General features: G+C 62.5%; 12 protein-coding genes. 8 read left to right on the forward strand and 4 right to left on the reverse strand.

The features are described 5' to 3' along the window. The first annotated feature begins 25 nt into the window (after positions 1-25). Both tcuA and tcuB read left to right on the forward strand, forming a co-directional pair. The gene (gene tcuA, locus B5527_RS35895; protein WP_079607769.1) at positions 26-1,414 is read left to right on the forward strand and encodes an FAD-dependent tricarballylate dehydrogenase TcuA; all 1,389 of its coding nucleotides are present in this window, start codon (positions 26-28) and stop codon (positions 1,412-1,414) included. Continuing rightward, on the forward strand, positions 1,401-2,510 hold the full coding sequence (tcuB, locus tag B5527_RS35900) for a tricarballylate utilization 4Fe-4S protein TcuB (RefSeq protein WP_079605711.1): 1,110 nt from the start codon (positions 1,401-1,403) through the stop codon (positions 2,508-2,510). Before tcuA ends, tcuB begins: the two co-directional genes overlap by 14 nt. A gap of 137 nt (positions 2,511-2,647) precedes the next feature. Here the strand turns inward: tcuB and B5527_RS35905 are convergent, their stop codons facing one another. Then, positions 2,648-3,868 carry an integrase core domain-containing protein gene (locus B5527_RS35905; protein ID WP_245332377.1) on the reverse strand — a complete coding sequence of 407 codons (1,221 nt, stop codon included), beginning with the start codon at positions 3,866-3,868 and terminating at the stop codon, positions 2,648-2,650. Positions 3,869-4,960: 1,092 nt separating this feature from the next. On the opposite strand from B5527_RS35905, the gene B5527_RS35910 reads away from it, so the two are divergent. From B5527_RS35910 to B5527_RS35935, 4 genes are all read left to right on the forward strand, one after another. Beyond that, complete coding sequence (locus B5527_RS35910) at positions 4,961-6,535, forward strand: L,D-transpeptidase (RefSeq protein ID WP_079605713.1); 1,575 nt, start codon at positions 4,961-4,963, stop codon at positions 6,533-6,535. A 23-nt stretch (positions 6,536-6,558) separates the two neighbouring features. Further along, positions 6,559-6,684, forward strand: a complete 126-nt coding sequence (locus B5527_RS47230) for a hypothetical protein (protein ID WP_276329294.1) — start codon at positions 6,559-6,561, stop codon at positions 6,682-6,684. Positions 6,685-7,159: 475 nt separating this feature from the next. Continuing rightward, on the forward strand, positions 7,160-8,092 hold the full coding sequence (locus B5527_RS46835; protein ID WP_245332378.1) for a hypothetical protein: 933 nt from the start codon (positions 7,160-7,162) through the stop codon (positions 8,090-8,092). 1,448 nt (positions 8,093-9,540) lie between these two features. Then, positions 9,541-9,927 carry a hypothetical protein gene (locus B5527_RS35935; protein WP_079605717.1) on the forward strand — a complete coding sequence of 129 codons (387 nt, stop codon included), beginning with the start codon at positions 9,541-9,543 and terminating at the stop codon, positions 9,925-9,927. A gap of 210 nt (positions 9,928-10,137) precedes the next feature. Here the strand turns inward: B5527_RS35935 and B5527_RS35940 are convergent, their stop codons facing one another. The 3 genes from B5527_RS35940 to B5527_RS35950 are packed head-to-tail and all read right to left on the reverse strand — an operon-like array spanning position 10,138 to position 12,797. Next, the gene (locus B5527_RS35940) at positions 10,138-10,551 is read right to left on the reverse strand and encodes a Rieske (2Fe-2S) protein (RefSeq protein WP_079605718.1); all 414 of its coding nucleotides are present in this window, start codon (positions 10,549-10,551) and stop codon (positions 10,138-10,140) included. Between the two features lie 54 nt (positions 10,552-10,605). Continuing rightward, positions 10,606-11,715, reverse strand: coding sequence for an amidohydrolase family protein (locus tag B5527_RS35945; protein WP_079605719.1), 1,110 nt, complete (start codon positions 11,713-11,715; stop codon positions 10,606-10,608). Continuing rightward, positions 11,712-12,797 carry an amidohydrolase family protein gene (locus tag B5527_RS35950; protein ID WP_079605720.1) on the reverse strand — a complete coding sequence of 362 codons (1,086 nt, stop codon included), beginning with the start codon at positions 12,795-12,797 and terminating at the stop codon, positions 11,712-11,714. The genes B5527_RS35945 and B5527_RS35950 overlap by 4 nt, the downstream gene beginning before the upstream one ends. 170 nt (positions 12,798-12,967) lie before the next feature. Between B5527_RS35950 and B5527_RS35955 the strand changes: the two genes are divergently transcribed. Together B5527_RS35955 and B5527_RS35960 are read left to right on the forward strand one after the other, a co-directional pair. Then, positions 12,968-13,933, forward strand: coding sequence for an MBL fold metallo-hydrolase (locus tag B5527_RS35955; RefSeq protein ID WP_172842764.1), 966 nt, complete (start codon positions 12,968-12,970; stop codon positions 13,931-13,933). Further along, the gene (locus tag B5527_RS35960) at positions 13,933-14,418 is read left to right on the forward strand and encodes a CinA family protein (RefSeq protein WP_079605722.1); all 486 of its coding nucleotides are present in this window, start codon (positions 13,933-13,935) and stop codon (positions 14,416-14,418) included. The genes B5527_RS35955 and B5527_RS35960 overlap by 1 nt, the downstream gene beginning before the upstream one ends. Positions 14,419-14,644 lie beyond the last annotated feature (226 nt).

Genomic DNA, 14,644 nt, shown 5'->3' on the forward strand with positions numbered 1-14,644 from the left:
ACGATAACAACACAGCATGGTCGATTTGACTCGTAAGTTCGACGTGCTGGTGATCGGCGGCGGCAACGCCGCGCTGTGCGCCGCGATCAGCGCGCGGCGGGCCGGTGCATCCGTGCTGGTGCTGGAAGGCGCGCCGAAATTCTATCGGGGCGGCAACACCCGCCATACCCGCAACATGCGTTGCGCCCACGACGCCGCGACCGACATCCTCACCGGGCCCTATACCGAGCAGGAATTCTGGGAAGACCTTCAGCGCGTCACCGGCGGCCAGACCGACGAGGAGCTGGCGCGCTTCATGATCCGGGAGTCGAAGGATATCCTGGGCTGGGTCGTCGAACAGGGCGTGCGCTGGCAGCCCTCGCTCGGCGGTACGCTCAGCCTGGGGCGGACCAATTCGTTCTTCCTCGGCGGCGGCCGGGCGATGCTCAATGCCCTCTACCTCACTGCCGAACAGCTCGGCATCGACATTCTCTACGACGCCGAGGTGCTCGATCTCGAGATCGACAACGGCATGTTCCTGTCCGCTGCGCTCAAGCAGGGCGACGGCCGCATCAAGGTGCGCGCCTCGACCCTGGTCGCCGCCGCCGGGGGTTTCGAGGCCAACATCGAATGGCTCAAGCAGTATTGGGGCGAGGCCGCCGACAATTTCCTGATCCGCGGCACGCCCTATAATCGCGGCTCGATCCTCAAACTGCTGCTCGCCAACGGCGTGCAGGAGGTCGGCGATCCCACGCAGTGCCACGCCGTCGCGATCGACGCCCGCGCGCCGAAATTCGATGGCGGCATCATCACACGGCACGATTCCGTGGTGTTCGGCATTGTCGTCAACAACCAGGCACTGCGCTTCTACGACGAAGGCGAAGACATCTGGCCCAAGCGCTACGCGATCTGGGGCCGTCTGGTCGCAGCCCAGCCCGACCAGATCGCCTATATCATTTTCGACGCGACCTCGCGCAACAGCTTCATGCCAACGCTGTTTCCGCCGATCGAAGCCGGCTCGATCGCGGAGCTGGCCGGCAAATTCGGTCTCGATCCGGCCGTGCTGGAAAAAACCATCTCCGAGTTCAACGCCGCCGTGCGCCCCGGCACCTTCGATCACACCATCCTCGACGACTGCCGCACCGAGGGTTTGACGCCGCCGAAAACCCATTGGGCGCGCAAGATCGAGACGCCGCCTTACTATGCCTATCCGGTGCGGCCCGGTATCACCTTTACTTATCTAGGCACCCGCGTGAACAAGCAGGCGCGCATGCTGATGAAGGACGGCAAGCCCGCCGCCAACATGTTCGCCGCCGGCGAGATCATGGCCGGCAACGTGCTGGGCAAGGGTTATGCGGCCGGCATCGGCATGACCATCGGCAGCGTGTTCGGACGGGTTGCGGGACGGGAAGCGGCGCAAAATGCACGGAACTAGCATTCTCGAAGAGGCCGACCGCCTGATGACGGTCTGCAATTCCTGCCGCTACTGCGAGGGGCTGTGCGCGGTGTTTCCGGCGATGGAAATGCGCCGCTCGTTCTCCGATGGCGACCTCAATTATCTCGCCAATCTCTGCCACTCCTGCGGCGCCTGCTACACCGACTGCCAGTTCTCGCCGCCGCATGAATACAACGTCAATGTGCCGCAGACGCTGGCCATCGCGCGCGCCGACTCCTATGCCGCCTATGCCTGGCCGCGCGGCTGTTCGGGCCTGTTCGCGCGGAATGGCCTCGCCATCAGCATTATCGCTGCGCTGAGTGTTGCAGCGTTTATCTTCGGCTTTACCGCCTTTAACGACCGGCAGGTGCTGTTCGGCATCCATACCGGGCCGGGCGCCTTCTACGCGCTGATGCCGCATAACGCGATGGCGGCGCTGTTCGGCGCGGCGTTCCTCTACGCGATCCTGGCGCTGGCGATGGGCGTGCGCGCGTTCTGGCGCGATATCGGCGAGCCAATCGGCATGCTCGCCGATCCGCCCTCGCTCTGGCAGGCCATGAAGGACGCGAGCCAATTGCGCTATCTCGACGGCGGCGGCGTCGGCTGCGTCAACGAGGACGAGCGGCCGACCGACCGGCGCAAGGTCTATCATCACTTGACGTTCTACGGCTTCATCCTTTGCTTCGCCGCGACCTGCGTGGGGACGCTGTATCATTACCTGTTCGCGCGCGAGGCGCCCTATCCGTGGTGGGACCTGCCGGTCGTGCTGGGCACGCTGGGCGGCCTCGGGCTTCTGATCGGGCCCGCGGGCCTGCTGGCGGAAAGATTCAAGCGCGATCCGGTGCTGGTCGATCAGGCCCGCACCGGCATGGATGTCGCGTTCATCGCCATGCTGTTTATGACCAGCCTCACCGGCATCGCGCTGCTGCTGTGGCGCGACACCGCTGCGATGGGACCGCTGCTGGCGCTGCATCTCGGCGTGGTGTTTTCGTTGTTCATTACGATGCCCTACGGCAAGTTTGTGCACGGCATCTATCGCTTCGTAGCCCTGGTGCGCTACGCGCGGGAGCGACGGATGATGGCGGGCACGGTCTAATCTAATCTAGAGCCTGGCGAGTTCTTGAACTCCCCTCCCTCCACGCGCCCTTGCGCGTGGTGGGGTCGAGACGAGCGAAGCTCGCTCTCGAGGTCGGGGGTGGCGCGGCATGCACCGAAGCAGCGGTTCCTGCCGGTTCAACCGGCATGATTGTCGACACTTTGGACCGGCATGATCCCCGACAGTTTGGGTTGAGCGGCCTGTTCACCCGGGTCGCGGAGCCGCTCACGAAGCGGAGCGAACCGGGTGAACAGGCCGCGGCGATCGATGAGGCCGATGTCCAGATCGCAGAAGCGCACGATGTGGTCACCGGTCTGGAGCTCAGCAACGCCAACAAGTTCATCCACCAGCGCTTCACCGATGAATACAAACTCGCCTTTCCATTTGATCTCGCCGTTGCCGCGGACGCGACGGACCTGATGATCGGCGTCGTACCAGGGATCTTCCGCGCGCGGCGGCATGGTGCGCGGGGAGCGGCTGTAGACCTCTGCCGGCGGCCGTTGGTCCAGCGCTTCGTGCGGACGTTCCTCGTTGTAATGCTTTCGGAACATGTCAAAGCGGGCCTGCTGCTCGGGTGCGTTGCTGGCTGGCGGGACCGAGGTCTGTGCCTTCAGCGTGCGGTGCATGCGCTCGTGTCGGCCATTCTCCTGCGGCGAGGCGGGATGGATGAAGTGCGGTGTGATGCCGAGCTTCATCCACCAGGCCGACAGCCGGGTGAGACCGCCTGGGCCACGCGAGCCAAACGGCGAGCCATTGTCGCAGCGGATCGCAAGTGGCAAGCCATGCTCACGGAAAGCCCGTTCAAAACAGGGGCGAACGCCCTCGATAGTGGGGGCGACAATGCGGAGTTCGATCAGAAAACGGCTGTGACTGTCTGCTACCGTCAAGGGATCGATCCGCCGCTGGTCGCGGGTGCGAAACCAGCCCTTGAAGTCCGTACTCCACTCATCATTGGCGCTCGTCACCGGCGTGCAGGGCCGCCGCTGGTCGAGCGGGCGACGGCGCCGCTTCACCGGCGAGACCAAGCCTGCGCGCTTGAGAATGTCCCCGATCGTCGAGGCGGCAGGCCAGGCGATCTCGGGGGCATCCCGATCAAGCACCGCCAACAGCTTGCGCGGCCCCAGATACGGAAATCGCCGCCGCGCCGCGATCACCTTCTCTGCAATCGCACCGTTCGTGGTCTGCCAACACTGCAAGGGCGCATGCGAGCGGTCCTGAAACCAGGCCGGATCGCCGCTCTCTTTCCGCTTGCGCCATTCGTAAAACGTGTCGCGGCAAATCCCGTAGCGCCGGCACACCTCCGATACGCTCCAGTTCCCGCTCTCGTACTCCAAAAACATCCGAATACGCTCTTCCATCCGACCGGTCTCTCTAAATGGCATCGAAGGGTCCTCCCTCCGGCGCATTCTGAAACCTGTCGGGAATCATCCCGGTCTAAAATGTCGGGAATCTATCCGGTCCGTACCGCCGATAGACCCCCCACCCCCGACCCCTCCCCGCCGCTTCGCGGGGGGGAGGGGAGAAGAGCGCACCAGATGGGCACACGGTTTAGCCTATCAACGTCATTGCGAGCGAAGCGAAGCAATCCAGTCTTTCTTTGCTTGGTGAAATGGATCGCTTCGCTGCGCTCGCAATGACGTGGTGACATTTAGATTCAACTGCCAAACAACAGATACACGTCCGCCATCCCGCGGCACGATTTTGCCCGGGGTTTGCGTGTCGTTGTCCCTCAAACATGAGGGAGCAGGGAATGCCGGATGCGCGCTGCACCCGCGGTCCCGTGTGCAAATGGACAAAGGAAAACGCACACGAGCATACAGGTTCAGCGGAGGCAATCCGACATTCCCTGCGCAATGGCTTTACGGCTTATTTCGCGCTCTCCCCGGAGAATCGGGCTTTGTTGTCTCCGTCGCCTGCGGATAGCTGGCTCATCCGCGCCCGGTCGGGCCGACTTGCCTTCCGCAGACTTGACGCCAACCACTGAGGCGTCAGGACCACACGACTTCACCGTACGCTTCAGCACCGTTCGTCCGCACGTCCTGTGATCGCTCACGAGCCGTGAAGCTCGCCCTGCAATCCCATCGCGCGCCCGACGCTGCCGCGTCCACCGCATCCCATCCCAACGTTCGTGACGATGGCCAACGCCCCTTCCTCCGGGACAGGATGGCGGGAGTCCTAAAGGCGATTTGCCCGACGTCGAAAGCGAAATTTGCCCGTCGGGTTATTTTGCCGCAGCCACGGTTGCCATCAAGGCGTGAACCCATGAATTCGGATTGGTGGGCGGACGTCCGCTTTGCCACGCATTTTCGGACTCAAATCGGGCATCGCGTCGTGCCCCGCAATGTGCCAATTTCGGCCGCGAACTACCCTTATTCCTACGCGGGCTGTTGTATATTAGAGAATCACTTGATCGACGCACGCGCCGACAGGCATTTCAACCGGGGCATGGCATGTTAAATCGATTTATGACGGCGCAACCCAATGTGGCGATGCGGCGTTGGGGGCTTCCCGCCATTGTAACGCTCGCGTCGATGGCCGCACTGACGGCGCTGACCGCCGGCGCAGCGGCGAGACAGGCGCGCCCCGCGCAGCCCACCGAGGCGACGGCGCCGCGCGAGGCAGGCGAGCCGATCATGGCGATCGTGTCGATCAAGAGCCAGCAGGTGACCTTCTACGACGCCGACGGCTGGATCCTGCGCGCGCCGGTATCGACCGGCATCGCGGGGCGCGAGACGCCCGCCGGCGTCTTCGCCGTCCTGGAGAAGGACAAGGACCACCACTCGAGCCTCTATGACGATGCCTGGATGCCGAATATGCAGCGCATCACCTGGAACGGCATCGCGCTACACGGCGGGCCGCTGCCCGGATATGCGGCCTCGCACGGCTGCGTGCGGATGCCCTTTGGCTTTGCCGAGAAGCTGTTCGAAAAGACGTGGATCGGCATGCGCGTGATCATCTCGCCCAACGACACCGAGCCGGTCGAGTTCTCCCATCCGGCGCTGTTCGTACCAAACCGGGAGGCCATCGCGGCCGCGCCGGCCAAGGCCGAGGCGCTGGCGCGCGAGGCGGCCGAGGCCGCCACAACAGCCGACGAGGCGAAGAAAGCCGCCGCGACAGCGTCGCGTGAGACAGCAACGCTCACGGCGTCGCTGCGTAAGCTGGAGGGGCTCAAGACCCGCGCCGAAGCCGAGCTCGCGTTCGCCGGCAAGGCGCTCGCCGCCGCAAAGACGGACCAAGCCAGGGCGCGAGCCGAGGATCTGAAGCAGAAGGCCACTCCCAAGGCTGCGGAAGCGGGGACGCAGCTCGACGCCGCCAGGGCCGACGCGAAACTGAAGCTTGACGCCGCCGCCGCCGCAAAGGACGCCGCCAAGGCGGCCTTAATCAGGAAGGTCGACACCGCCAAAGCGGCGAGCGAGGCGAAGCTCGCGCTCGAGCCGGCGTCGATCTTCATCAGCCGCGCGACGCAGAAGCTTTACGTGCGGCGCAACACGCATAAGCAGTGGCCGGACGGGGGCGAGGTGTTCGATGCGAGCATCGAGGTCCCGGTCACGATCCGCGATCCGGACAAGCCGATCGGCACGCATGTGTTCACCGCGCTGGCGCGCAACGATGGCGGCCTGCGCTGGACCGCGGTCACGATCGACGACGCCAGCGACGCCAAGGCCGCGCTCGACCGCATCACCATGCCGCAGGCGGTGCTCGATCGCATCGCACCGACCGCATTGCCGCTATCCTCGATCGTCATCTCGGACGAGCCGCTGAGCAGCGAGACCAATTATCGCACCGAGTTCGTCGCGGTGCTGAGCAATCAGCCGCAAGGCGGCTTCATAACGCGCAAGCCCACGGCCGATATCCTCGTCGCGGACCATAGCGTCCAGGGCGACGGCTTCTTCGGCTTCTTTTTCCAGCCCAATCCGGGGCCCCAACCTGCAAATGTGCGCCGGCGCGGCGGCCAGCCCTATCTTCAGGGCCAACCCTATCCTCAGGGCCAGCCCTATCCTCAGAGGCAACAGGGCTGGTGGTAAGACGCGGCAGATTGCCCGCAGGCATGGTCGCTCAGACCCGCACCGGCATGGATGTCGCGTTCATCGCCATGCTGTTTCTGACCGGTTTTACGGGCATCGCGCTGGTGCGGTATGCGAGGGAGCGACGGATGTTGGCGTATACCGCCTGAGCACGTCATTCCGGGGCGCGCGTAGCGCGAACCTCAGATGTGCAATTGCACATCGGGGAATCCTTGGGTTCCGGGTTCGCTCGCTTCGCAAGCGCCCCGGAACGACAATCACAAGTCCACCACCACGCAATCGCTTTCGACCGACACAGCTAACGTCTCCGCGACATGCGATCTCGCCGGGATCGGAGGATTGCGCGAGCCCGATCAGCGGCCCCTCGCCCAGCGTCGCGACGTAGGCGCGGACGTCGCGATCGTCGCTCGTAAGCATCGCGGAGACGCTTCGACCCGCCGGCAAAGCTAATCACCTGCCGCGGAACCGCGCTGCGCCGACATTAACCATGCAAGAGCTTCTCGCGGCGAAGGTCGGACGCTTAATGAGTGATTAACATTTTTACACAACAGATAGACGACCAGCGCCAACATTACGACGCAGCAAGAATTGCGAGCGGAACTCAAGCCTCCAAGGGGGGATTGCATGAGGACGCTTCTCATCGGCGTGCTGGCGGCCACCTTGGTCGGCTGTAGCTGCCTTTTACCGCCGCAAGCGAGCATGGATGCGTGCACGGACGCGAACTGGTTCCCCTGTTTCGACAGGACGGCTAGCATTCAGCCGATTGAACCAAAGCCAGCGTCATTCAAGACCAGTTCCGCGGCAATAGAAATCAAATCCACGATCGCGGCGAAGACCGAAAAGCCGTCGTCCGCTCGCGTCCGCGATAGGGCCCATCTCGCCAGAAAAAAGGGAAAGTCCACCAAGATTGCAGCGAAAGTCGAGCCTCCAGCATCTCGCATCCCGGTGTCGCCTCGTTCATTGAAGACACGACCGCCCGCTGCCGATTCCGATACGACGCGAGCAAACATCGCGACTTCGGATGCCACAGGCGGCGGTGCAGTTGCGAATTCGGATACCAGAGCGATACAGGCGAAGGTGGCGGTCGCTACGGCGGTCGCGGAGCGAATGACGATCGCTACTGTGGCCCCGGCGTCCGAACCGCAAGCGAATAATAAGGACCGTTCCAATCACTCCGAAACCGTGCTGCGTGGCGATGCCCAAAAGAGCGCACCTGCGTCGCCAAACACCACGGACCTTCTGGTTGCCGTTCTAATAGCTCGCCCCGAAATCAATTTACTATCGGATCTAACCAGTAAAATCATTGCGATAGATGACAGGTATTCTGCATCCAACGGTAATGTCAGGACCGCGATCGTGGCAGCGGGTGCGGCCGAAGTCCAACTGAGCGAGGGTAAAGCAAAGGCGATCGACCGGCTGATCCGCGGAGAGGTGCCGGCTGCGGTTCTGACTTTGGTGTCTGCGGAAGCGGCAGATCAGTTTCCCGAAATCGCAGGCTTCAAGATATTTCGAATCCCGCTCTCGCCTCGTTCATTGAAACGAGGGGATACACCATGACAAATCGGCCATTCGTCAGTCGAATGTGCGCCGTGTTCGAAGCGCGGGGCAAAGAGACGATCCCGACCTGACCGCGAGACCCGATGTCCATTCCGGGCCGATGTCCTGCTAACGCTTTTTCCAGTTGTATCGAACCACAATCAGGCACCCAACGGGCCTGATCGTTCGAGACGCGCGGCGTTGCCGCGCCCCTCACCATGAGGGTCTCAGACCTCATCCTGAGGAGCATCGCGAAGCGATGCGTCTCGAAGGATGATGCCACCGAACTGGAAAGTGCCCTGGTCCCAATGTCCGGTTAGGGTCCAATCGTGTCAGTTTGACCATCGACCAGCCACTTCCGGTCTACCCCGATCAACTGCCATCGCCAGACCAGCCGGTCTGGTCCGTTTCGTGCCATATCCGGACTCATGCACTGCGGCGTTCCGGCCGTCGATGAGTATGCACGTGCCTCATGCAACGACACAGCTTCTGTGATCGACGATTTGTAGTCACGCGAATGTTAGGTCGTCGATGCCGATGCTTATCCCGGCAAGCGCAGTTCGTCGGAATAAATCGATCGGCCGTCCGGTCTCTTGGTTGGTTGATTTGATGCGCAATAGCAAAGCCATCTCATCGACGCTGTGGCTCGGCAATCGCCGCAAGCCAAACCCGCAATCGGAGGGAGCCAAGTGGTATTGGCTTTTCATATCCAATGGAGGAATTGAATGACTACGCTCAAACTTCTATCGGCTGCATTGATCGCAACCGCCACGCTCGCAACTCCCGCTATGGCTCGCAAGAGCCATGTAGCCTCGCGGCACCTCGTACTGGACGCCAATGCGAGCGCCTCCCCCACTGCCCGTTATATTGACGGCCGTGTCTGCATTCCAGCGCCGCGCGTCGGCGCATTTGCAACAGCGCCCTGGGGCGGGAACAATGTCCCTTGCGAACCGCAGTGACATTGAGTCGCAGCGGCCCGGCAGAAAAGCAAACATCACGAAAATAAGAGGAGTGAGACAGCTCACAGACGTGCCTCGCATCAGGCACTAACCAGACCCTTGCAAGGTTTTCGTCGGTTCCAACCGGATCGTGAAAATGAAAACCATGTCGGACTGGTTGAGCCGGGCAGCGCGAGGGATCGACGACCCTTCAGGAGTCGAGTCACCCCCGTGTTCTCGCGGCATGATTTCGTCACGACGTCCTGTCGCGCCGCAATCAGCTTTATTGTCCTCGAATGCCGGTCCGCTGGCGATTGACTCGGTAACGCGCGTTTCAAGCCGAGTTGAGTTTAGTGAAGTGGAATTTAGTGGGGCGGGCGCGCGGTCTCCCTTACATCTAGCGTCAGGCATCCGCATCGGATGCTGCAAGCAGATAGCTCGCGCTCCAGACAGCACGCTCGCCTCACGAAGCGTGATCAATTCGTCTCGTCCTACGCGGGTCTACCATCGATCCATAGAGGAGAAACGAAAATGATTTCATTCAAAGCTCTTGCAGCGGCGGTGCTGCTGTCCGCGACCGCAGCGGCGCCGGCATTGGCGCAAGACCGCGCCCTGTATCTCAAAAACCTACACGACTCCGGGTATAATCCGGAGAACGACTACAATCCGAACGGGACCATAAGGGCCGCCATCCAGGAGCCGGGCGAGTTCGCGTTCTATTATCCCAATCTGGACGTTCTGCGTGGTGGGGCTCCAACTCCTGCTGCCAGATTGTCTCCCGACTGGCCCGCGTTGAAGGGGGCCTGTGCGGCGATCGGCGGCGGTATCACTTACTGCGGCACCCGGCACGAAGACTCTTATGCTTTTGCGCCCGACGCATTCCCGCGTCATCATGCCCGCCGTCATCACCGGTCGTGACTCGACCGCGCGGTACAGCGCCATGCGCGGAATTTATCGGCATCTCGCGCTGGTGCGGTATGCCCGAGAGCGACGGATGATGGGGCACACTGTTTAGTACCGTCATTCCGGGGCGCGCGTAGCGCGAACCTCAGATGTGCAATTGCACATCGGGGAATCTCGAGGTTCAGGGTTCGCTCGCTTCGCTCCCGCCCCGGAATGACGATGTCATCACAAATCCACCACCACGTAATCGCTTTCGACCGACACCGCTAACGTCTCGGCGACATACGGTCCCTTCACCACGCTCGAGCCCGGCTCGACATTGACCGGATAGGCCCTGGCGCGGAATCGCTTGGGGTCGCAGTAGGACTGGCCGGTGCGGATATCGAATTCCCAGCCGTGCCAGGGGCAGCGAATGATTTCACCGAGCCTGGTGTATTCGATCTCGCCGGGATCGGAGGATTGCGCGAGCCCGATCAGCGGCCCCTCGCACAGCGCCGCGCCCTGATGCGGGCAGCGGTTCAAGAGGCCGAAGAACTCGCCCTTGATATTGAACACCGCAATCGGGCGTTGATCGATGGTGAGAAATTTGCGCGTGCCCGGCGGCAGCTCATCCACCGGCGCAATGACGTGGCGGGTCATGTTTTTTGACGCATGATCTGTTCGAAAAACCGGCTTCCACTTTTTCGGATCATGCTACGCCAACCCGTACAGCTTCCGCGCATTGTTGAGATAGAACGCCTCGCGGTTGGCATCGCTGACGCCGGCCGGCAGCACCCGCGACGGCTCGTCATAATCCCAGTGCGGATAGTCGGTCGCGAACAACAGCTTGTCCCAGCCGACCCAATCGATCACGTCGAACAGATGATCGCGCCGTTCAGGATCTTCCATTGGCTGGGTGGTCCAAAAGATGTGATCGCGGATATATTCCGACGGCGGGCGCGTCAGATGCGGCACCTCGCCGCGCAGCCGCTGCCAGCTTTTGTCGAGCCGCCACGACAGCGACGGCGCCCAGCCGAACCCGGCCTCGACCATGATCATCTTGAGTTTGGGGTGACGTTCGAACACGCCCTCCAGCACGATGCTGGCGAGCGCGGTCTGCTGGCACTGCGAATGGCCGACCATCTCCTCGATGTAGTAGCTCGGCCAGCCCGACGCCGTGATCGGATTGCCGCCGAAGCCGAAGGCGTGCACGCCGACCGGAAGCCCCGCCTCCTCCGCCGCTTGGTAGATCGGCCAGTAGCGACGCTGGCCGAGCGGCTCGACGTTGCGGCTCAGCAGCAGCACCTGGACGAAATTCTTGTCGCCGGCGCGCTTACGGATTTCGGCGGCCGCCGCCGGTCCGTCCTCGTTGGCGACCACGATCGAACCCTTCAGCCGGCTATCCCGGCCGGTCCATTTGTCGATCTGCCAGTCATTGATAGCCGAGCAGATCGCAGCCGCCAGATCGTGATTGCGGATGCCCTGCCCGGTGTTGAGCGGATTGAGCACGCCGAGCACGACGTTGTTCGGATCGAGGTGCTGCTGCTGCATGAACGACAGCGACGAACCCTGCGGGCCGCCTTCCGGCGGATAGGCGTCGCGGCGCGACGCGTTGGGCTGCGCCTTCGGATAGGGCGGGCCTTCCATCATCCCCTGGTAAGGATGCTTCTCGTAGGTTTCGAGATGCGCGTGCCAGCGTTTGGCGAGATACGGATACAATTCCGTTTTGGTTGCGCGCGCCGGATGGATGTCGCAATCGGCAATGGCGGTTTTGACGCCGGCCGACGAAGCCTGATCGGGACGGTCGCGGAACTGGATGTTCATGGCGTTGCCTCCTTGACCGCAGGCTGCTTCAGGCGCGGATAGGTCGCATGCGGATTATCGATCATGATCTTGCGCACGAGATCTGATGACATCCCCTCCGGCAGCGCCGCATCATCATCGAATTGCCAGTGCGGATAATCGGTCGAGAATAGGAGCAATTCGTCCGACTGCATATGGTCGAACAGGCGATTTAACACTTGCGGATCGGGCGGCGCATCGATCGGCTGCAGCGAAAACCGGATGTTGCTGCGCACAATCTCGAGCGGCGCGCGATCTACCCACGGCGTTTCCATGCGGATGCCGCGCCAGAACTTATGCAGCCGCCACAGATAGGACGGCAGCCAGGTGAAGCCACTTTCCAGCATCACCATTTTAAGCTTCGAGTGCCGGGCGAAAACGCCTTCGACGATCAAGCTGGTCAATTGCGTCTGAAAGGCCTGCGCCTGCGCGACATAATCCTCGATGTGATAGGAGCCCCAGCCGACCGACGTCGGCGGATTGTGATAATTGCTGCCGGCGTGAATGCCGATCGGAAGTCCCAGCCGCTCGGCGGCGGCGTAAATCGGCCAGTAGGCGCGTTTGCCGAGGGGAATGTCGCCCATGACCAGCATCAGCACCTGGACGAACCGCTTGTCCTGCGCGCAGCGTTCGATCTCCGCGACCGATTTCTCGATGCTCTGCACGGGAATGACGATCGAGCCGCGCAGCCGCGCGTCCTTGTCGAGCCATTCCTTCACCAGCCAGTCGTTCAAGGCGCGGCAGAACGCGTCCGCCATATCCTCGGAGAAAACCATCTGTACGCCGTAGAGCGGATTGCAGATGCCGCAAGCGACGCCGAACCGGTCGAGCGCCTGCGTCTTCATGTCGTCGAGGCTCGATCCCGGCTTGCCCCTGGCCGGGCGCCAGTCCGGCCGGGCGGAGATCGGCGAATTCAGGGGGTAGGATTGCGACACCAGATCGGTCATGCCCCGGGTCGTGACCTGATCGCGCCAGTAATCGTTCAGATAGGGCAGCAGGCTGGTCAAATGCGGAACGGCAGGGTGCAGATCGCAATCCACGCCGCCCGCGATCGGTGACGTCATGAGCCTGGTTTCCTCTGCTGCTTGAGGGACGCTCGATCACGGCATCTTGTAATGCCGCGCCGCTTGGTTCTTGATCGCCATTCAAGCAGGCTCGCCGCGGGCTCGCAACTGGCGCCAACGAACCAATCGTGTGCTAGGAAAAGCGGAAAATGGGCGCAAGGGAGGTTTTCATGCTTCGGACTGGAATAGCTGTGGTTGCAACCACCATGTTGCTGGCGGGGGCTGCCGTCGCGCAACAGCAACAACAGCCGGCCGCAGCGCCGCCGCCTCCCGATTTCTCCAAGGTCGAGATCAAGACCACCGATCTCGGCGACAACGTCTATATGCTGGAAGGCCAGGGCGGCAATATCACCGTCGCGGTGGCGAAGGACGGGATCATCATGGTGGACGGCGAGTTCGCCCCGCTGCATGACAAGATCAAGGCCGCGATTTCGAACGTCTCGAATCAGCCGATCAAATATCTCATCAACACGCATTTTCACGGCGACCACACCGGCGGCAATGAACCATTTGCCAAAGATGGCGCCGTTGTCGTCGCCGAGGTCAACGTCAGGAATCGGCTCGCGGCCGGCACCACCAACGGGCTGACCGGCGTCAAGACGCCGCCGGCGCCGCAAGACGCGCTGCCCGCAAAAACCTACACCGGCGCGTTTCACATCCGGCTCAACGGCCGCGTCGCCGACCTCAAGCATATCGCCAATGCGCACACCGACGGCGACACCTATGTCTGGTTCAAGACCGCCAACGTGCTGTCGACCGGCGATACCTTCACCAATGCCCGCTATCCCAATATCGATTTCGCCAATGGCGGCAACATCAAAGGCATGATCGCCGCGGCCGACACCTATCTCAAGCTGACCAACGGCAAGACCCGGATCGTGCCGGGCCACGGGCCGCTCGCCGACAAGGCGGCGCTGATGGAATACCGGACCATGCTGACAACCGCGCGCGACCGCATGGCCAAACTCGTCAAGGAGGGCAAGAGCGAGGACGATGTGGTCGCCGCCAAGCCGTTCGCGGACCTCGATGCGAAATGGGCGCCCAGCGAGTTGGCCAGCAAGAATTTTATTCGCGTGGTCTATCACTCGCTCGCCGACAAAAAAGACACCGGGAGCAGCACCGGGAAAGGTGCGTGATGAAAGAGCTGGTTGCAATCGCCGAGAAGATAGCCGCTCGCCTGATCGAGCGGCGCCAGACCATCGCGGTCGCGGAATCCTCGACCGGCGGCCTGATCTCGGCGGCGTTGCTGGCAGTGCCCGGCGCGTCCGCCTATTTCCTCGGCGGCGCCGTGGTCTATACCCGCGACGCGCGGCGGATTCTGGCTGACATCCCCGATGAGGCGATGAAGGGCATCCGCTCGGCCTCGGAGCCTTATGCAAAATTGCTGGCGAGCCGGATCCGCCAGCGCTTTGCCACCGATTGGGGCCTGTCGGAGACCGGCGCCACCGGACCTGCCGGCAACCGCTACGGCGACGCCGCCGGCCATAGCTGCATGGGCGTCGCCGGCGGACCGGAGCCAACGGCGATGACGCTGGAGACCGGCAGCGCCGACCGGCTTGCGAACATGCTTGTGTTCGCTGAAACCGCGCTGAATTTTCTGCTGCAGAATTTGTCGCGGTGAGGAGCCCACACTCGTCGTCCCGGCCAAGCGAAGCGCGACCGGGATCCATGCGCCGTGTCGCTTGTTGCGAGCTATGCCGTTCGACGATTTTCGCGCAACAACGGCGGTGAGCCCCCTCTCCCCTTGCGGGAGAGGGTTGGGGTGAGGGGTTCAGGTCTATCGATCGACCGTAACCCCTCACCCGGATCGCATCTGACGATGCGATCCGACCTCTCCCACAAGGGGA

The organism is Bradyrhizobium erythrophlei (assembly GCF_900129425.1).
Classification (GTDB): domain Bacteria; phylum Pseudomonadota; class Alphaproteobacteria; order Rhizobiales; family Xanthobacteraceae; genus Bradyrhizobium; species Bradyrhizobium erythrophlei_C.